The sequence below is a fragment of the Chryseobacterium sp. StRB126 genome (assembly GCF_000829375.1).
Taxonomy (GTDB): domain Bacteria; phylum Bacteroidota; class Bacteroidia; order Flavobacteriales; family Weeksellaceae; genus Chryseobacterium.
Genome location: NZ_AP014624.1, coordinates 385,802 through 405,664, shown reverse-complemented (window position 1 = coordinate 405,664; position 19,863 = coordinate 385,802). Strand labels below are relative to the sequence as shown.

Here is a 19,863-nt window from a genome sequence, read left to right as displayed (position 1 = left end):
ATAATCCGAAGCCTTTGGGCTCCAATATAACCATGAACAAAATGAAAAAATTGAAAGAGTTTCCAAGAATAGAAACCGAAAGATTGATCCTCTCTCAATTAGAAGAGAAGGATATTCCTTTTATTGTAGAATTTCTTAAACATAGAATTTATTCAGATCTTACTTCCAATATTCCTTATCCCTATACTGAAAATGATGCTAAGCTCTGGGTAAAAATGTCCAAAGAAGCTTTTGAAAGCAAAACTGGCTTTACATTCGGGATCAGAAATAAGGAAGAAGGGCTTATCGGAGCGATCGGGCTTCATGACAGGGATGATGATAAGGCAGAATTAGGTTATTGGATAGGAATTCCTTACTGGAACAAGGGATATGTTACGGAAGCAGCGAGGGCTATTGTAGATTTTGGTTTTAAGGATTTAGATCTTAATAAAATTTATGCTACTCATTTTCTTCACAATCCTGCCTCAGGGAAAATTATGGAAAAAATAGGAATGGAGCAGGAGGCAATTTTGAAACAACATGCCAAGAAAGATGAAGAATATTTTGACCTTGCGATGTATTCCATCTTTAAAGATTAATCTGTATAACACTTTATAAAAGAGAAATCAGAGAACATTATATTCTCTGATTTTTTTATGTTTGTCAAAAGGACTTTTAAAGAAAAAACTATCTTTTACTTTTAAAAAAGTCTTTAACAATAGAGGAACATTCGTGTTCCATAATACCTGTAATTACTTCTGTTTTCGGATGAAGGGTAAGATGTTTATTGATAAAACCTCTTTGTTCATCCCTGGCTCCAATCACTACTTTGGAAATCTGTGACCATGATAAGGCTCCTGAGCACATCACACAGGGTTCCATCGTAACGTAGAGTGTACAATCTTTTAAATATTTACCTCCTAAAAAGTTAGCAGCAGAGGTTATAGCCTGCATTTCTGCATGGGCAGTAACGTCGTTTAATGTTTCAGTGAGATTATGGGCTCTTGCAATGACACGGTTGTTGGAAACTATCACGCATCCAATTGGCACTTCATCCTGTTCCAAAGCCGCCTCTGCTTCCTGCAGGGCTATTTTCATATAATATTCGTCTGTAAACATCTAATCTGTCATCGTTAAAGTGAGAGGAATTCTGAAACGGAATCTTGCCGGATCCCCTTTGACCACAGCGGGAGAGAACTTTTCAGAAATAGAGTAGAGGGCAATTTCAGCTTGTCTGTTGAAGGTGAAATTATCTCCCTGAGCATGAACATTGCTGATGCTTCCATCTTTTTCTACAATAAAGACAACATCTGTTTTTACTGTTTTGGAGTCAGAATTCACACCATCTACATACAAAAGATCTGCAACCTCCTGTCGTAGAGTATTGATCCCGCCGGGATAGTCTGCCATCTTTTCTACATTCGCAGATTTATCATTAAAATCCTGAGAGATTCCTATGGTTGTTTTTAAAATCTGAAGGTCCTCAATATTCCTTACTCTCAAGAGGGCTCCAATTAAGGCTGTATTTTCAATACTATCCATCTTTTTCATAAAAAAGAGAAAATCTCCTTTGATCACATTCTTTTTAATAACATTGGATTCTGCATCAAATTTTTTCTTGAATTCGTTATTCAGCATACCTCTGTGCTGGTTGTAATAATTTTTCACCAACCGAAATTCTTCCTTCTGCTGAGATAAGCAAAATGAAGAAATAAAACAAAGGATACAAATGAATAAAGTTCTCAATAGCGTATATTTATGTAAATATAACTAAAAAATATGAGATTGATTCACGATCTGTTAACTTTCAAGATAGCGGTTTAAAGACTCCTGGAGATGGGTTCGAATGTCATCAACTAAACCTTTCGGTTCTAGAACGGTTACCTCTTTTCCATAAGATAAAATCTCCTGCATGAAATCATAAGTAGGGTGAAGAAAAAACTCAAAATAGATTTCTTCCGGAGTTTCTTTCGTCTCTTTTTGGGATTGATGAAGCGGAAAACTTCTGATGTATTCTCCCTGATGACGGCTGCATTTTAATACAATGTTCTGAGGTTTCTGTTCTGCCAGATTCATTACTCCGAAAGCATTTTTAAAGTGTTCTCTGAAGTTGTATTTATACTTTTCTCTGTATTGGTTTTTAGCCACATCCAGATAATTGATTCTGTCTAATCCGAAGGATTTTAAAACCTTATCCTTGGTATCAATCGCGATGAGGTACCATCTGTCTTTGGATTCTTTTAAGGCCAAAGGATGAACCTTTCTGGAGGTCATCAGTTTGTTTTTGTAATTGTAATGTTCAAAGCTTACCACTCTTTTATTACGGATGGCAAAGAACAGATCATAAAAATGTTCTATACCGGTTGGTTTACGGCTTTCAAAGAAAATAAAATTTGAAAAATCCGGATGAAGATTCAGGGCATTGCTTACCTGGAAGGATTCCAATAGTTTTTGATTGTATTCATCCACTTCCATAATCGGGCGGCTTTCGATATAGTAGCGGTTGTCCCCTTTTTTCTTATTGTGAATGGAAAGGTTGAAAAGATCGGAAATCTCACGAATATCTCTCTGCAAGGTACGGATAGAGTAGCTTTTGATCCCTGCATCCTGAAATTCAAAAGAATTTAAAAGATAGTCCTCCAGCTGAGAATAGGTAGCCGGAGAACTTTCTAATCTTTTAATAATTAGGGCATATCTTGTCAGATAAAAATCTTTCTTCATGGTAAAATTTTGTACCACAAATATATGGGCTTAATGCGACAAAACGTGTCGTGTTTTATTTTTTTCGTGAAGTATTTTTATGAAAAAACACTTTATGATTCTGGATTTGTTTAAGCATTTATCCAGTATTATTTTGATGGTTTTACAGTTTATCTTATTTAATGAAATATTCTATATCTTGTGCATAACTATAGTTATTATCTGTAACTTCTTTGTTTGTTGGTCTTACATTTTTAACACGAAGTATTTTCTCTGTTTTGCCATTAGAAACCAAGTACAAAATAGCGTGTTGCTGATCCCTTTCAATTTCTAGTTTTAAATGAATTTGTTTTAATTTTTTTAGCTCTATCCAGTTGTTAAAGGTTTTTGGTAGAGGTATTTTGCAACAATAATCATTGTCTGATTCATCTAGCCAGCATAATTCTATTTCAGTAGGAAGCTTTTGATAACACTTTTCAGCTACTCCCTGATAAAAAGTACCATCCTTAGAAACATAGCTGAGGCCAATTTTTCTTTTATTGGGTTGATTAAAATCAAAATACAGATCATATTCCTTCTCATTATTTGCCCAAGCATCATAAGGAATACCGTGATATTGCCAGTAGGTATAATATTTACCCCAATTTTCAAAGTTTTTCACCTTATATTTTTCATTGGTAGTGTCATCATATTGGCCTTTTAGCTGGGATTTTACCACTTCAACTTGTTTGTCAATAGTTTTGAACCAAACCCGTATCCATCCTCCAGGGGCCATTCCAACTACTAAGTGAGCCCATTTGTTTTCACCAATATCATATTTTTTAAACAGACTGAATATTTTTTCTTGTGGGAGCTTTATTTTACCTTTATAGACATAATTTTCAGCACTGCTATTATATCTTATTGTAACTTCTTTAGGAATATCCTTATATTCATCTCCTGAAACCACTCCACCATACTCAGTACCCCAGCCGCTGTCAAAAGGCATTTGGGTACCATTTCCTGCATTTTCAAAATTTATAGCAACATCTGCTATCGGGTAATACTTTGGTGCTGAGAGGCCGGGTTGCCATTTGAATTTTGTTTTTTGACAAGAGGATAGTACTAGGTTAAGAAATATCATACCTATCCAGTATAGGTGTATAGGATTCCCTTTGATAAGGTGGAGTTTTAAATTCTTTTTCATCAGTAAAATGAGGTACGTTTGCATAGGCTAAATTATAATGATCTAACATATCTGCTAAAGGAGTATTGAAGTTGGCTGATAAATGTACAAAATTGCCCATAATATATTCATACATTCCTGAAGAAATAGTATAAAGATTATTTTTATCTATCAGATCTGGATAAGTAATGATTTTTCCATTTTTATCTGTCCACCCATGCTCTGCAACCTTTATCAATAACTTTTGATAATTTTCAAGATCATTTTCTTTTTTATCACCTTCTGGTAGTTGATATTCTTTGGGATGAGGAGGAGGAGGAACCAAACTAATACTATTGGGCTCTAAAAATGGAACGTTAGCATATTGTGAAGCAATATATTTCATCACATTCATATACACCAAGGACAGTTTATTATTCAGTGGGCGTGTTGAAAGAAGTTTATGATGATAACCTTGTAATACATAAGTTCTATTTCCTACAATTTTTTTGGTATCATTTCCCATGAAACTCTCTTCCAATAATTCTTTTTTTTGCGTAGATGGATGTTCACCAATATATCCTTCAAAAGATAATACATGATGAAAAACTTCCCATTTTATTTCGTATTGATTGTTCTTGCAAAGTTTTTGAGAAATATACCAATTACGTAATAGCTCTTTTTGTTGCTCAATTCTTTGTTTTTCTGTAGGATCAGCATCGACTCCCAAATCAAAAAAATGTAAGGTATTCATCTCTGCTTTGGTTTGCCAGTATGCTCCTCCCACATCGGAATGGGCACCAAGTACAGAAATTTCTCTTGCAAATATGCCATTAAATTCTCCTATAGGAGTAACAGGGAAGTTATCCCGCCATTCAGTTTGAGCTTTGAGATGTAATATTTTCTTAATATTCGGGTTAGAAAGATCTGGATTTACTTTTTGAATCAAAGCGATTTCTTTTGCTGCAATGGGTAATACTGGACTGAATGGAGCGAGTAATGCTTGAACAATGGGGTTTCTTGCCCCATCTATAATTCCCTTTTTCTCTAACATCTGTGAGATTACTGTGTCAAATATCCCTAAAAACTCTATACTTACATAATATTTTGGATATTTAATGTTTTTTTTCTGTAGAAGTTTTCCTAAAGCACCTCCAGTAAAAACATTCCGGACAGGGGCATTGATTTGGCGTACAACTTTTGTATTATCTGCTAACTTTTTAGTTCCTTCAGCTTTATACTGTTTAATTGTTGGATGAGTATCTTTCGTACTCTCATTCTTTTGTATGACAGGTCTTTTTATGTTAACAGGGGTTGTAACTTTCTTTTGCTGGCTTTTGTCTATTCCGGACTTTAAAACTTCATTACTGAAATGTCTGGCAGCAGCAGCTCCTCGGCTAAATCCAAATACATCAAATTGTATAGAAATAATTTCCAAAGGTTTTTTAGTGTTTTTATCTTGTATGTCCTTTAATACTATTTCTATTCTGTCTGCAATTTGTTCACATGCTTGCTGAACTCTTAAGATAACTCCTCTGTTGCCTTCTCCCATTCCTGAACCTAGCATATCATCTTCTTTATCTTGTAGAGTGCCTATTCCCTCAATATAAAATTTCAATTGAAGAGCTTGATATTCAACATTCTGTTTGTTATTTCTTGTGAGTTTCTCTTCATACAAATCGTGAAGTAACGCTATATTAGAATAAGAGTTCCAATAGCTGCTTCCAGATTCAATTACAAAACTCTTAAGGTTTTTAATCTTGGCAATCTTGTCTTCTTCAAGGGGAAGAGTACTGTATTTTTTATTGTAATAAACACTATCAGAATTAAATCTATTATTTCCAGTGCCATCAAAAAATACCCCAATCCGCAATTTTACTTTTTCAGTTTCCTGAAGGATTGCTTTTACCTCAGTTTCATTAATATTAGTAACTCCAATTCTTGCCGGTTTTTTGATGTCTATTTTTTCCATTTTTCATTTTTGGGTTAAAATTTTGAAAAAAATAGCGGTGATATTTCACACCGCCATGTAAGGTTATTACTATCCAACGATGGTTGTAGGTAATGTTGTTGTTTTTTCGTCTGCTCCTTTAAGTGTAACATTATCTAAAGAGAAAGAAGTTGTGGATTCAAGCTCTTTAGGATTTTCACAGTTTTCAGGTTGATCTTCACGGAATATTGGTAAAGGTTGATCCGGACTTACTTTTAATCCTACAGATTCAGCCTGTAGAATGGTTAAAGTAGTAGGTATTCTGGTAATCCAGTATTTACCCTGTGCAACTCCTGTAGGTTGTCTCAATTCATCTACAATAGACATGTATAGTGGATCTCCGATTACCGGAACTTCTCCGCCATTCCAGATTTTTCCTGTAGACATAAAGAACTGTACAGCATCTTCAAAGCCAGGTTTTACGGTAACAACCACTCTTGCCATACCTGCCTGAAGGAAGCTTCTGAACAATGAATCTGTACTTTGCGATAAATACATTTCCTGCCATTTTGCTCTATTTCCCCAGTAATATGGATAGAATGTATAATCCATGATGCTCCATTCAAAAGCCTGTTCCATAAATTTGGCCAAAGCTGTATATTGTTCAAGATCTTCACTCAGAACAATACTGAAATCCTGCATTCTTTTGGCTCCGTTCGTAAAGTTTACTCCCAATGCTCCATAATCCTGTAACAGATAAGCGATACAGTTGTGCTTCAGAATAACAGATTCCATATCACGGTAGAAATTATTGGAATTAAGTTTTTCTCTGTTCTTTTCTTCCTCTTCTTTCGCTTTGTCTTCAAATTCTTTCTGTTTCTCAAGGAAGATGGCATAAGCCTCGTCATAAGCTTTGATAATTGCTTTGAAATTTTCAAGGAACCATGACTGCAGATAAGCTGCTGAAAGTTTACATGTGATTTCAAATGCAATATTTACGGAGTCAATATTTTGACATTTGTACACGAAATCATATGAACCTGTAACATTCTGTGGCGTAAAATAAGCTGTCCTGTCAATTGAAGGTCCACCGGTATCGTTTGGTAAAGCGATCATAGTACCGGCAAAGTTACTTACGTGCAGAACATTTGCCCCTCTACTATTTCTTTCGAATCCATAGAACATTTTTACTGCACTGGCTTCGTAATTATCAGGGATGTCAATCTGTCTGTGTCTGTATTCTTCATTTCCGTCAACTTTTTCCCACACTTTTCCTAAAACAAGGTTAATTGGAGATTTAGGCTGCTCTGTAAGTTTAACATTATAGTAGTTTGCCCAGAATTCGATCTGCAGTTTTGTTGCTTTCTGAGGGGTAAGCATTTCCCATTCATCTTTCGAAGCTCTTGGATCTATTGGTGGAACCAAAGTGTTTGCTCTTGAAGTATTGGCTGCTAATGTGTGTAATCTTGCAGGTTCAGGAACCATAAATTCAAACATGGTACGTTTTCCATAATTGTAAATCTGGTTCTTCATCTTTTTATCTACCCATCTGTATACTCCGGTAATGTGCTGAGGAGGGACAGTTCCTGTTTTGCTTCCTCTGTTGTCAAATTCATGAACGTTGGTTTCTGTAAATTCTTTGATGATTTTTTGAACACGCTCTTTATTTACTTTTGTAAGAACACGTTCCATAGCACGTTCTGTAATTTCCTGGGATTTGGCAACTGCCTGTCTCGTACTGTCATGCTGTGCCGTATTGTTGGCATATCCTGCTGAGATGTCAAGCGTATATCCTCCACTGTATCCAAAATGAGTACTTCCGGTAAAACTTTGTTGTTTTTCAAGCTCTTTAGCCACTTCTGTTTGCATTTCGGCTCTCTCAGCTTTTGAGGTATCAGAAATTTTTTCTGTTTCAATGCTTTCTGAAACGGTATCTGTTATTTCAGAATAATCTCTTGCAACGGAAGATTTGTGACGCAGCTCACTTGCCATTACGTTTTCAATATTTGAAACTTCACCTGGTACATAAGCATGAACACTCTGTTCTACTTTCAGATAATCGGCAATACCTAATCTCTTTACTCCAAAATGCTTAGGAATGAAAACACCAGGCTGGGAAGTTCCGCCTTCAGAAGGTACTTCTGTTTCGTCTTTTGTTTCTTCGGTATATAAGATTCCTGTAAAAGGTTGGTTGATGGCTAATTCACTAAGTTTTAATGACGCTTCTTTCCCATTATTGAAATAGATTTTTATCTCCAATGATCTGATGAATTTTCCAAACTTATCAATCAGAAATAATGGTAAAGTAACTTTATTATCTACAACATCAATATTTGAAAAGCTTTCTTCATATAATCCAAAGTCTGTGCTGGCACTTACCTTTACAGAAGCAGCTCCCCAGGCATTACTGTCTGCCTGATAATAGAATGTAGCAGTAGCCGGCATTCTGGAATGTATTGGTTCATAAGATGTTTTTAAATAATATGATTTTGAAACAATTCTGGCAGCTGCACTATATGAATCTACAATAGGAACAAGAACTCCTCCAATACTGGCATACGTTTTTTCCTGAAGTGGAGTTTTCTCAAACAAAGCCTGTGTTGTAGCAGATGTTTCTTCATCCAGTTTTTCATAGATCTCTGGATAAGTATCAAATTCTTCAGTAATAGAGACTACAACATTTCCGAGTTGAAGGGTCTTATCTGTTAATACAGTGATTCTTGAGAAATCAAATCCATCTTGTGGTTTTTCACCGCTGGTGACTTTGGTGAAAATATTAACGAATAACTTGAAGGAATTTAATGAAAGCTTATCTTTCATATCTCCAAAGTTAATCTCGTTTTTATATTCAAAAATGAATGGTGGAACTTTGATTCTTTCCAATGAGGTGTAAAGTGCATCAATTTGTTCTTTAGTTAACCCACCCTGGGCAATCTGTTCCTTAATACTTTCAGATAATTCATTATATTTCTGAATACTTTCCTGATTAGCTTCTAGGTAGGATTTATGAGCAGCAGCATATGCTTTAGCTCTTAAATTGTTGAATGTTTTTTGAACACTTTCCAGTTCAGTTCTTAATTGAATTAAACCGTCTTTTTCAAAAGAAAGATAGGATAGTTCAGAGATTCTTTGCCCTTCATCCTTTAATTGTTCTTTTTCTGCAACGGAAAGTGAAGTTCCACTAATCACTCCATCTCCAATTTTAGAAACATTTACCTGAAAAGCGTTTCCGGTAGGATTGGAAGTTGGCCCGTCTCCTTCATAACCGTCTCCGAAGAACTTCATAGGGAGTACAACTCTGGCTTCGAGAGCCTTAGCTTTTAAGTCATCACCATTAATTTTTACTAATTCTGGTGTTGCAGGAAGATCAGCGACATATCCGTAATGAATTGCTTTTAAAATGTGAATTAAAGCTTCTTTTACATAAAAATTCTTTTGGGTTACAGTCTGATAAATCAAATTGTCCCATACTTGTCCCATTTTGTTTTGAACAGCACTGCTATTGTATAGGTTTTTGGCTGTATTTTCATCAACCGAAGAAAGCACTTCTTTTTTTGCAATTTTTCTGCCAATTTTAAGTGCTTCAGAAAGGCTTCCTGTCTCAATCTGGTTTTCGCTTTCATATCCTGTAGCATTGAATGATTTTGCAACACGCTCTAATGCTTTAAACTTTAAAAGAGCTGTGTCTCCGGGGTTGATTGCTGCATCAAAAGAGCTGGATAAAGTTGAAGGTCTGTGAATAAAACCTAAGTTTTTTGTCTTAGTTTCTGTTAACTGTGGATTCCTTAAACTTACAAATCTGAACAGAGTTTGTGATGCATTATTTTGTGTATCGTTTGTTGCCATTTTTAATATTTTGTTTTTTGATTGTTTTGTTGTAGCTTTTCTGTGATTTTATACCACAGGGAGATCACTTTTTTTCGTGTATTCAAGGGTTAGGGTGAAGGAATTAATTGCAGAATAATTATAATTAGGATTGCTCTTAAGCAGAAACTGTACATACTCTTTCTGTAGTGAGATAAATGCTTCTCCTCTTAATTGATTACCCGAAAAGTCTGCTTTCATATCATACCATTCTGTAAACATTTGATTGGAAACAATCATTTCCATATCTTCGAAAATCTTGTCTATCCTAATGATTCCTTCATCCGGAATCTGAGAGAAAACAACTGTTTTTCTATAGATTGGTTTATTATCAATCCACAATCCTTCAGTTTTTACCTCTTCTTTTGTATAGGAATGTTGTTTGTCTGCATATTTTTTCTGGATATAATCGAGATCTTTTACGTTGTAAGTATAATCAGAAGCACCGGAGATACCTCTGGGGTTAGATCCATTAGATGTAATTAGATAAGATTCTCCAGCAGTGATTCCTGTTGGTGAGATTTCTGCTATAGTACCTGTTCCTGCCTCAAGAAATTTAATGGAGGATGGATCTACAAAAGTTCCGTTATTCATAACATCTGAGCAGAAAATGTTTCCTGAAGATAATCTTGTAGAGCCCAGGCTGGTGCTGCCACCGCCTTTGATAAGGATATCTCCTGTTACAGGTTTTTTGAAACTTGTTCCGGCTAAAGGAATAAATTCAGAAAAGACTTTATCTTCCCATCCAAAAGTTCCATCTGGTCTTGCAACAATATTTTTAGTATAACTTGAGTCTGCTGTTGGAATCTGATCTGGAGTAATTGAAAACTTACCATTCAGATTGACATATCGATCTACGAAGTTTCCAGAAATTAAAGCATCAGATAATGTAGTAGGATTGCCTGAATTGTTATTATGGAGGTATAAACTATTTTGTAATTGTGAGTTATTAAAATGTGAATTATTTCCAATAATGATATTGTTTCTGGAATCTTCTGAAAGATAAGAACCTGCACTTTGTCCCAGAATAATATTTAAGCTCTTTTTATCTCCACCTCCACTACCTGCGTAAGATCCAATAATTGTATTATTGTTGGAATTTTTAGCATTGTTAAAAGAGGAATATCCAATTACAGTGTTTTCATTTGAATACAAACTATTTGAATAGCTTGAATGACCAATAATTGTATTTCCAATAGAACTGCTATCTGCAAACATATTTGAGGAGTTTCCAATAACAATATTGTCTGTACCGTAAGGCCTTGTATTGATTCCAATAGAAATGGTATTGTTTGAATTTTTATTCAAATTTTCTACATTATCACTAATCAGAATATTAGTCACCTGAGAAGATCCACCATAGTTTATCCCCTGTACTTTAATAGATTTTGTGGTTTCGTTTCCTCTATCCGTAACAGACTGCAGAGTACCAAGCTCTCCTTGGGTAATATCAATATATCTTGCACCTGTCCATCTATAGATTTTGTTTGAATCTTTAGTGATGTAAATTTTTCCGGATTCACCTTGCTGAGGTAAATTGGAAAGAGAGTCAAACTCTAAGACATCATCTACATAACTTGGTAGTTGTGAAGCGGGAACCACTCCGTTTACAAGATCTGCCTTTTGAGAAAAATCATAGGCTAATTTGTCTGATGGAATCTTTTCCTCTTTATGCCAGTATGAATCCTGCCAATCCCAGAATTCTTCCTGTTTGGGAATATCTCCGTTTTCGAAATATTGTTTTAATTCTTGTTTTGTCTTCATTTTTTATTGATTTGTTTTTACATTTCACTAATGAGCGTTCCCCCTGATACTGTTGTTTTAGGATCAAATGAATCAGGATAATACTGGGTGTATTTGTCCAGCTTCACCATGCTTAAATTCGGGTTGTTATTGAATGCTTTAGGGCCAATTTTTGATACTGTAGCCGGAATGTATAGCGAGGTAAGCTTATTGTATTCGAAAGCAGATTCTTTAATTTCGGTTACGCCTTCAGGAATGATTAATGAGGCAAGCTCGTTACCCATAAAGGCTTTTTCATTAATCGTTTTCAACTGCTGAGGAAGTGTTACTGATTTGAAAGAATTAACAGCGAAAGCTTCTACCCCAATGCGGGTGACACTATTGGCAAAATATACTTCATTGATATAATTGGCATAGACAAAGCGGTCAGGAATATATAATGTTCCAGGTTCGATGTATAATTTTTTGACTAGAAGATGGGCGAAAGTAGCATTGCCTTCAGCATCTATTTTTGCATAATAATCATTGAGACGGGGAAATCCATTTTCAAGACCTGCGATTTTAGTCATGTCAATTTTTTCCTCTTTATGCCAGTATGAGTCCTGCCACGCCCAGAAATCTTCCTGCCTTGGGATATCTCCATTTTCGAAATAGAGCTTTAGTTCTTCTTTTGTTTTCATAAAAGATTGTGATTTGGTTAATGAATAGGTTATATATGAAGCTTTATAAGATCGCTTCAGAATCTTTGGCCTTGTTTTTAGTGGTCACAAACCGAATTTCCACATGATTTATATTTTCAGACATAGCTCTGGCTGTCCAGCATTTTGTGAATGGTGAATTCAAAGGTGTTGAGAATGTTTAATGAGACTGCTGTACGCGTATTATAGAGATTTCAAAGGTAATGGTGGACAGCGTCAGAACTTGTCGTGTTTTAAAACTTTATTTAAAAGACATCTTCTTCAAGAATGTCTTCTTCAAAATCTTCTCTGAAGAAATTTTCAATGTCATTGAGATAGTTTTCATAATCCATCTCAGCATTTTCGATGTCACTCCATTCCACGGTGTAGAGATCTTCATCGAAGAGTATATCTGTATTGTGATTGGGTGTTTCCATGTTGGGTGTTGTGATTGGTTGGTGGTTATATTTTGAACATATTTTTGGCTGTTCAGCATAAATGAATGTTGAATTCAAAGGCGTTTTTAAGTTTTTGTTGATGATTGTTTTGTGTCTTTTTTGATACTCCAAAGATAGTGGGGGAAAGCGACAAAACTTGACGTGTTAAAAAGTGATTTTAATTTTTTTTTGAAAAATATAATCTCCAGGGCTTATATTGATTTATTATAAGTTAAAAAGCTTATACTTTGTTCCTGATGAGCTTCTGGACAATCTGATTCAAGGTTTCCCTGTTATCATCAATATAGCTTAATCCAGCCTGTATCAAATTCTCAATATTAGAGCGCCTTACATTATCCATGGCCGGAGAAGCATTTTTTAATGATGGATTCAGACGGTAGTAATTTTTCTGATTTCTCAATCCTAAAGTCTGGAACATTTGAGAAAGCTGATAATCTACGGTTTCTGCGTTGGCAGACATTAAAATATCGATGATTGGGCTTACCCAGCCAATTTTTCCAGCCTTTTCCAGCCTTTTAAAAGGATAAGGTCTGGCTTCAATTCCTGTTCCGATAGATATCATAATCATATCGTTTACTCCGGGATGATTGGCTTTCTGATGATTTTTTAAAACCTCTGCAAAAGGAATCTTTCTGGCTTCCGCATAAGCACAAAGAGCAGGATTATTGGCAAACATACCCCCATCAATCAGGCTGAAGATCTGCCCATACATAGATTTGATCTGTACCGGGCTGAAATAGGTAGGCGCTGCGGATGTTGCTCTGCAAACATCTTTTACATAGAAATTATCTGTGCTGAGATGGGCTTCACATGAGTTGAAAAGCTTTGCTCTTCTGTTTTCTATATCATAACTTGTTATTAAACAGGGTTTTATTAATTCTTTTAGTTCTAAATTTCCAAAAAAGTCGTTCAGGTTTTTCTCAAGTGCTTCCTGAGAAATTTTTTCATTCAATAATCCAAATGGATTAACCAGTTTTTCCCAAAAGGAAACCTGGAAGATATCACCGCCCTTTTCAGCATACAATTCTAATCCTTTCTGGATAGAATACTTTGCTTTACGAACTTCATCGGGACATAGAATAATAGAAGCAATCAGCCCTCCTGTGCTGCTGCCTGCCACCAGATCAAAATAATCTCCAAGTTTAGCACTTGGTTTATCATAATACTGGAGCTGTTCTTCTATGTAACGCAGAATAATACAGGTAATAATTCCCCTTATTCCGCCCCCGTCCAAAGAAAGAATGGTTGTCTTTTTCATGTTATTTTGTTAATTGTTTTTTTAAGAATACATTGCAATATGACCCCTGAGGAATTGATGATTTTGGTCAGAAAAATAATTGAATTTCATGCTTGGATCTTCTTGCTTTTAATGATTTTCTTATAAAACAAAGGTAGGGCGGGGAAGCGACAGAACTTGACGTGTTTTATTTAATTTCCAATAAAAAAGTATTAAAAAACAACATAATTTTGTGGATCTCTGGGCATCTTCAAAAGTGCTCTCCAGCTTGTTTTTACAAGTCCTTTTTTCGATGGAATTGTCTTTTTTTCAAAGTGGGGAAGGTCTTTAAACGTTTTCCAGTTTCCGCCCCAATCCCAGCCATGTTTTGCGAAAATTTTCACACATTCATACCAATCGGCTACCTTATCATTATCCCAGTCTTTTACAGTGTCCCAGCTGGCTGTTTTTCCATCAATCATCAGGCAGATGTCTACGGCAAGACCATAATTGTGAATACTTTGTCCTGCTTTGGCATTTGTCACCTTTTTTCCGGATGTTATTCTTCCGATCGCGTAAAGTTTTTCCTGCTCTTCAAAAGATCTTAATCCCTGGGTGATTCTTATCTTGGCTCTGCCGGTAAGTGCTTGGTCACATTCTTTAATGATCTGCTTTACTTCTTCCCTGACCAGTGGGTGAAGGAATTGGATTCTTTCTGATGTTACTTTGTCCATATTTTTTATTATTATAGAACAAAAGTATAGGATGGAAGCGACGAAACTTGACGTGTTTTAATTGATTTTTTACTATTTTAAATCTTCTTTTTTATAAGGAAAGATCGTATTGTACAGTTTTTATTTAAGTTTGGATAAGGTTGAAAAAACGATAGTAAAAGTATAGATTGATTGTATATTTGTAATAGAAATTGTCTTCAGATAGGGAATAAAGATAATAGATGAAAAATTAAAAAACACAATATCAATGCACACCGTTTTACCCTTTTTATTGGCCATGATAGCTGCTATTGTATTATTAAACATGTGGGCTGCTAAATTAAAAATTGCTTATCCGATTTTGCTGGTTGTATTTGGACTTCTTGTAAGTTTTATACCCGGTTTACCCGCTGTAAAGATCAATCCGGATCTTATCTTTTTTATATTTTTACCCCCATTATTATTTGAGGCTGCTTGGTCAATTTCCTTTAAAGAAATGAAGAGATGGTGGCGTATCATTGGAAGCTTTGCTTTCCTTGTTGTATTTTTTACTGCGTTCTCAGTTGCCATCGCTGCCAATTATTTTATTCCGGGATTTACTATTGCTCTGGGGTTCTTATTGGGAGGCATAGTGTCTCCGCCAGATGCTGTAAGTACAGGAGCTATTATGAAATTTGTGAAAATCCCCAATACGACTGCCGCTGTTTTGGAAGGAGAAAGTTTACTTAATGATGCTTCTTCACTTATTATTTTTCGTTTTGCATTAATCGCTGTAGGAACCGGACAGTTTGTATGGGAGGATGCTTCTTTAGAGTTCTTATGGATGATGATCGGAGGATCAGGAATTGGACTATTACTGGCCTGGATTTTTGTACAGGCCCATAAAAATCTCCCTACGGATGCTTCTTCAGATATTGCATTAACTTTAATTGAACCTTACTTAATGTATTGGGTGGCAGAACAGTTCCATAGCTCCGGAGTATTGGCTGTTGTATGTGGTGGATTATATATGTCTGGTAAAAGATTGATATTTTTAAACAGTACCAGTCGCATTAGAGGATATAGTGTCTGGGAAAGTTTTGTATTTATACTGAATGGGATTGTATTTTTAATTATCGGATTGGAGCTTCCCGAAATTGTAGGAGGGTTGCGCTCTGAGGGAATAGCTTTAAAAACGGCAATTAATTATGGAGTATTAGTGACTGTTATTCTTATTGCAGCCAGAATAATAAGCTCCTATGCTGCAATGATTGCCACGATTATTTTTCGTCCCTCTGTAGCTCTCAGAGCGTCTTCCATGAGAAGACGCCTGATGATGCCTATTTTACTTGGATGGACGGGAATGCGAGGAGTGGTATCTCTGGCAGCTGCACTGGCTATTCCTATAACTCTCGAAAATGGGACTCCTTTTCCAAATAGGAATCTTATATTATTCATCACTTTTGTAGTGATACTACTTACCCTTTTGGTACAAGGGCTTACATTACCTTATTTTATAAAATATGGAAAAGTATTTGAGGATTTTATAGATGAAGAAAAAGAAGAACTGGCCCGGAAGGAAATCAAACAAAAATTAAGACAACATGTTTATCATTTTCTTAAGAATAAACATGAAAGTGAACTTTATAGCGATGCAGGAATAGAACGCTTGTTAAGACACTGGGAAGAAAAAAATAAAGCCAATGATGCAGAATGGATGAACGAGAAAGTGAAAGCTGTTTTTATCGAAATGCTTGAAAGCCAGAGACAGTTTCTCACAGAACTTAATAAGGATGTATCAATTGATGAAGAGATCATTCGTCATCAGCTTTTCCAGCTTGATTTGGAAGAAGAGCGTTTGAAAATGATTTAATCTACGGTATTGAGGTGAATAAATAATGTTTTTGAAGACAAAATTAAAGTGCTAATACGACAAAACATGTCGTGTTTGAAAATAATATTTAGTTGTTTTTCAATGTGTTAAATATGATGTTAATTCAGGATTAAAAAGTGATTTTATTCCTGAAAAATAATAATTTTGTAGTGATAATTCACGATCATCATGTATGCTCTGGTAGATTGTAATAACTTTTTTGTTTCCTGTGAAAGGACTCTGGATCCTGACCTTGAAGGCAAACCCGTTGTGGTACTTTCCAACAACGACGGATGCGTTGTGTCCCGAAGTAAGGAAGCAAAAGATCTGGGAATCCCTATGGCTGCTCCGGCCTTTAAATACAAAGATCTTTTCAGAGAGCATGATGTAAAAAGCTTTTCTGCAAAATTTGAACTTTATAATTACAAGAGTCAGCAGGTCATCAATATAGCCCGTTCTTATGTTCTGGATTATGAAATATACAGTATTGATGAGCTTTTCCTTGATTTAACAGGCTTCAAATATATTGATATACACGAATACTGTACTAAAATCAAAAATGAAATTCAGGAAAAAGAAAATATTCCTGTAAGTATAGGCATTGCTCCCAGTAAAACCTTATGTAAAGTGGCTAACAGAATTGTAAAGGATTTTCCGGAACAATTTAATGGGGTTTATATCATGGACACTCCGGAAAAAATAGAAAAAGCATTGAAATGGCTGAATATAGGAGATGTTTGGGGAATAGGAAGAAAGTTGGCTGCCAAAATGAATGACAGTGGGGTTTATAAAGCCTGGGATCTTCTTCAAAAACCGGAAATGTGGGTTCGGAAAGTGATGGGAATTCATGGGGTGAGAATGATTCATGAATTAAGAGGAGTTCGCCAGCTGGAATTGGATGCACCATCTTCTAAAAAATCAATTGCCGTTACCCGAAGCTTTATGGAAATGCTTACTGATAAAGAAGCGGTCCGGGAACGGGTAGAAACCTTTGGAATGTATTGTTCGGAAAGATTACGAAAGCAGAATACCTGCTGTAAAATGATAACGGTCTTCGTACAGACCAACCGATTCAGAAAAGATCTTCCTGAATATAGAAATGCAATGACTCAGATTCTTCCCAATCCAACCAATTCTTCCATATTAATCGGAAGAGTGGTGAATAAACTTTTTGAAGCTGTTTACAGAGAAGGATTTCATTATAAAAGGGCAGGAGTGATGGTGAATGATTTTGTACCGGAAGATCAGAGACAGATCAGTCTTTTTGAAGAAGATATACAAAACCAGCACCTTCCCGTGATGAAAGCCATGGATGCCATGAACAAGAAATTCGGAAAAGATAAAGTCCGTCTCGGAAGCATGAGCGGTGAAAATACATTTGGCCGCGCACAATTATCTCCGGAATATGAAGCGTTCCTGAAAAAAAATACGCTGCCTGAAGCTAATTTTAGATTTCATTAGATTTCATTATTCTTTATCAGTATATGGGTTATTGTACAAAATTGAATATTAATATTGGGAAGCTTATCATGTATGTCCTATAATTAAATGAATAGGGGCATTTTCTTGTGTATTAAATTTTATTATTGGCTGAAAAATATTTTGTATTGTGGAAATTATGACATGATAAAATTCAGGTTTAAGCAATATATTAAATCTTTTTACAGTGAGGTAAAAAAGATATTTTTGTGAGAAATTAGTAACTACTTAAACTAAAAACTGACATGAAGAATCGATGCATTATTCGTTGTTTCTATAGTATATTCTTAAAAATTATCCTTCGGGAAAATATTAAATTCTTTTTTATAGGGTGAGTTTCTCAAACAACTGTCTGATTTTCATTTTCAATACTTTTATACGGGTTATACTCACATAATAAAATATTCATATTGAGAAATATTTTAAAGCCGCTTATAGTGTGCTAAAAAAACTAATAACAACTTAAATTAAATACTGACATGAAGAAATTCTATATCAGTGCACTATTCTTATGCACTGTTTCAGGGTTGTATGCTCAGGAAGTAGTCTGGCAAAAAGATATAAAGTCCTCTACTCAGGACTTTTTAAATCAGGTCACTACAACCATCGATCAGCAATACCTTATTACGGGGAGCTCTATTCAGAGCGATGATAAATCCCAGACTTCCGAGAATAAACAGAACAATGGTTATGATTTTCACCTGATAAAACTGAACCAACAGGGTGAAAAGGCCTGGGAAAAATATTTTTCCGGACAAAACCATGATTATTTAACAGCTACAGTGTCCACTCAAGATGGTGGTTTTTTACTTGCCGGGACTTCTTATTCAGGAAAAGGGCTTGATAAAAAAGAAGATTCCAAAGGAGGATCAGACATCTGGCTTATCAGAATCAATGAATTTGGAGATGAATTATGGCAAAAGACCTTAGGTACTTATTCGGATGAAGAGGCCCGAGCTGTCATTCAAACAACAGATTTGGGGTTCATGGTGGCAGGAAATGTACAAGGGGCATCCAAAGGTTATGGTTCAAAAGATGTCTGGATTACCAGATTGGATAAGGATGGAAAGGAATTGTCTCAATTGATTTTAGGTGGAAGAGGACTTGATGAGGTTGAAAAGATGATTCCAACGAAAGATGGGGGAGCTTTACTTGGGATTTATTCAAGAAGTTCTGAAGTTCGTGTTTCGGGATCAGGTGACAAGTCTCGTGGGAACATATCATCTTCCGAATCCCGTACTCCGAATCTTGTATCCCGCACCGGAAAATCCACAGAAAATTTCGGTGAAGGTGATTATTGGATCGTTAAACTTGATAAAAACGGAAAGGTAGAATGGGAAAAGAATTTTGGAGGTAAAGGAGATGATCATATCAGAACGCTGGCCCTTGCTTCAAATGGCTTTATCATTGGAGGAGAATCCAGATCAGACAGGTCCGGAAACAAATCTGTGGGAATAGAAGAAGGTACAGATCTGTGGCTGATTTCTTTGAATGAAAGAGGCGAAGAAAAATGGCAAAAATCATACAATTTCAAGAACAGAGATATTCTGATGAGTATGAGTGTTCTTCATTCAGCAGATGATGGAACTTCAAAAGGAATACTGTTAGGCGGTTACACCCAGGCAGAAGGAAGAATTGAAGAAAATGATGAAACGTTCTGGATGCTGTACCTGGACCATAGCGGAAATGAACAGTGGAGAAAGCATGTGAAAGGAGAATCCAGAAAGAGAGAGGAACGGCTTTCAGATTTGAAATTAAACAAAGATGGCTCTATTGTACTGGCAGGAACCAGTGCAAAGGAATTAGGTAAGGAAAACTGGAAGATTGTAAAGCTGGGAGATCAACAGGTAAAAGAGCTTGTAGAGAAGTATGATATCAAAATCTATCCTAATCCAGTATCTGACTATGCGTATGTGGAGATTGGTTTTGACTTCAAGGAAGCTGATATTATGCTCTATGATATGAGTGGAAGACAGATTCAGAATTTGAAGACTAAAAATAATATAACTAAAATCAATACAAATTCTCTAGTACAGGGAGCTTATCTGATTACAATAAAAACGGATAGTAACAAAACAGCGAATGCTAAGCTGATAAAAAAATAACCA

15 protein-coding genes are annotated in these 19,863 nt (G+C 35.6%); 4 read left to right on the top strand and 11 right to left on the bottom strand.

The window, feature by feature from the left end; translation table 11 throughout:
- Window positions 1–41: 41 nt before the first annotated feature.
- Window positions 42–578 carry a GNAT family N-acetyltransferase gene (locus CHSO_RS01805; protein ID WP_045501723.1) on the top strand — a complete coding sequence of 179 codons (537 nt, stop codon included), beginning with the start codon at window positions 42–44 and terminating at the stop codon, window positions 576–578.
- A gap of 88 nt (window positions 579–666) precedes the next feature.
- Here the strand turns inward: CHSO_RS01805 and CHSO_RS01800 are convergent, their stop codons facing one another.
- The 11 genes from CHSO_RS01800 to CHSO_RS01750 all read right to left on the bottom strand — a co-directional run bounded on the left by CHSO_RS01800 (window position 667) and on the right by CHSO_RS01750 (window position 14,445).
- Window positions 667–1,098 carry a nucleoside deaminase gene (locus CHSO_RS01800; protein WP_045491708.1) on the bottom strand — a complete coding sequence of 144 codons (432 nt, stop codon included), beginning with the start codon at window positions 1,096–1,098 and terminating at the stop codon, window positions 667–669.
- Window positions 1,099–1,647 (bottom strand): hypothetical protein, encoded by a 549-nt coding sequence (locus tag CHSO_RS01795; RefSeq protein ID WP_232509137.1) that lies wholly within the window; start codon window positions 1,645–1,647, stop codon window positions 1,099–1,101.
- A gap of 132 nt (window positions 1,648–1,779) precedes the next feature.
- Window positions 1,780–2,700, bottom strand: a complete 921-nt coding sequence (locus CHSO_RS01790; protein ID WP_045491706.1) for a helix-turn-helix transcriptional regulator — start codon at window positions 2,698–2,700, stop codon at window positions 1,780–1,782.
- A gap of 154 nt (window positions 2,701–2,854) precedes the next feature.
- A complete protein-coding gene (locus CHSO_RS01785; protein WP_171817585.1) occupies window positions 2,855–3,865 on the bottom strand; it encodes a DUF2931 family protein in 1,011 nt (336 codons plus the stop codon).
- Window positions 3,789–5,795 (bottom strand): phospholipase effector Tle1 domain-containing protein, encoded by a 2,007-nt coding sequence (locus tag CHSO_RS24860; RefSeq protein WP_052480464.1) that lies wholly within the window; start codon window positions 5,793–5,795, stop codon window positions 3,789–3,791. Before CHSO_RS24860 ends, CHSO_RS01785 begins: the two co-directional genes overlap by 77 nt.
- Before the next feature lie 69 nt (window positions 5,796–5,864).
- Window positions 5,865–9,599, bottom strand: a complete 3,735-nt coding sequence (locus CHSO_RS26085) for a hypothetical protein (protein WP_185114275.1) — start codon at window positions 9,597–9,599, stop codon at window positions 5,865–5,867.
- 48 nt (window positions 9,600–9,647) lie between these two features.
- Complete coding sequence (locus CHSO_RS01770) at window positions 9,648–11,381, bottom strand: hypothetical protein (protein WP_045491701.1); 1,734 nt, start codon at window positions 11,379–11,381, stop codon at window positions 9,648–9,650.
- Between the two features lie 17 nt (window positions 11,382–11,398).
- Entirely contained in the window at window positions 11,399–12,040 is a 642-nt protein-coding gene (locus CHSO_RS24855) for a leucine-rich repeat domain-containing protein (protein WP_052480463.1), read from the bottom strand.
- 263 nt (window positions 12,041–12,303) lie between these two features.
- Window positions 12,304–12,552, bottom strand: a complete 249-nt coding sequence (locus CHSO_RS01760) for a hypothetical protein (RefSeq protein ID WP_144428838.1) — start codon at window positions 12,550–12,552, stop codon at window positions 12,304–12,306.
- Window positions 12,553–12,715: 163 nt separating this feature from the next.
- A complete protein-coding gene (locus CHSO_RS01755) occupies window positions 12,716–13,753 on the bottom strand; it encodes a patatin-like phospholipase family protein (protein WP_045491695.1) in 1,038 nt (345 codons plus the stop codon).
- A 191-nt stretch (window positions 13,754–13,944) separates the two neighbouring features.
- Window positions 13,945–14,445, bottom strand: coding sequence for a M15 family metallopeptidase (locus CHSO_RS01750; RefSeq protein WP_045491693.1), 501 nt, complete (start codon window positions 14,443–14,445; stop codon window positions 13,945–13,947).
- A gap of 247 nt (window positions 14,446–14,692) precedes the next feature.
- Here CHSO_RS01750 and CHSO_RS01745 point away from each other — a divergent pair, with 247 nt between their 5' ends.
- From CHSO_RS01745 to CHSO_RS01735, 3 genes are all read left to right on the top strand, one after another.
- A complete protein-coding gene (locus CHSO_RS01745; protein WP_045491691.1) occupies window positions 14,693–16,276 on the top strand; it encodes a Na+/H+ antiporter in 1,584 nt (527 codons plus the stop codon).
- Between the two features lie 189 nt (window positions 16,277–16,465).
- Window positions 16,466–17,737 (top strand): Y-family DNA polymerase, encoded by a 1,272-nt coding sequence (locus CHSO_RS01740; RefSeq protein WP_045491689.1) that lies wholly within the window; start codon window positions 16,466–16,468, stop codon window positions 17,735–17,737.
- Between the two features lie 497 nt (window positions 17,738–18,234).
- A complete protein-coding gene (locus tag CHSO_RS01735; RefSeq protein ID WP_045491687.1) occupies window positions 18,235–19,860 on the top strand; it encodes a T9SS type A sorting domain-containing protein in 1,626 nt (541 codons plus the stop codon).
- Window positions 19,861–19,863 lie beyond the last annotated feature (3 nt).

Excerpts from the sequence above, each read along its gene's own strand:
- CHSO_RS01805 (WP_045501723.1), top strand. The coding sequence starts at position 42 with ATGAAAAAATTGAAAGAGTTTCCAAGAATAGAAACCGAAAGATTGATC.
- CHSO_RS01800 (WP_045491708.1), bottom strand. The coding sequence starts at position 1,098 with ATGTTTACAGACGAATATTATATGAAAATAGCCCTGCAGGAAGCAGAG.
- CHSO_RS01790 (WP_045491706.1), bottom strand. The coding sequence starts at position 2,700 with ATGAAGAAAGATTTTTATCTGACAAGATATGCCCTAATTATTAAAAGA.
- CHSO_RS01785 (WP_171817585.1), bottom strand. The coding sequence starts at position 3,865 with ATGAAAAAGAATTTAAAACTCCACCTTATCAAAGGGAATCCTATACAC.
- CHSO_RS24860 (WP_052480464.1), bottom strand. The coding sequence starts at position 5,795 with ATGGAAAAAATAGACATCAAAAAACCGGCAAGAATTGGAGTTACTAAT.
- CHSO_RS26085 (WP_185114275.1), bottom strand. The coding sequence starts at position 9,599 with ATGGCAACAAACGATACACAAAATAATGCATCACAAACTCTGTTCAGA.
- CHSO_RS01770 (WP_045491701.1), bottom strand. The coding sequence starts at position 11,381 with ATGAAGACAAAACAAGAATTAAAACAATATTTCGAAAACGGAGATATT.
- CHSO_RS24855 (WP_052480463.1), bottom strand. The coding sequence starts at position 12,040 with ATGAAAACAAAAGAAGAACTAAAGCTCTATTTCGAAAATGGAGATATC.
- CHSO_RS01755 (WP_045491695.1), bottom strand. The coding sequence starts at position 13,753 with ATGAAAAAGACAACCATTCTTTCTTTGGACGGGGGCGGAATAAGGGGA.
- CHSO_RS01750 (WP_045491693.1), bottom strand. The coding sequence starts at position 14,445 with ATGGACAAAGTAACATCAGAAAGAATCCAATTCCTTCACCCACTGGTC.
- CHSO_RS01745 (WP_045491691.1), top strand. The coding sequence starts at position 14,693 with ATGCACACCGTTTTACCCTTTTTATTGGCCATGATAGCTGCTATTGTA.
- CHSO_RS01740 (WP_045491689.1), top strand. The coding sequence starts at position 16,466 with ATGTATGCTCTGGTAGATTGTAATAACTTTTTTGTTTCCTGTGAAAGG.
- CHSO_RS01735 (WP_045491687.1), top strand. The coding sequence starts at position 18,235 with ATGAAGAAATTCTATATCAGTGCACTATTCTTATGCACTGTTTCAGGG.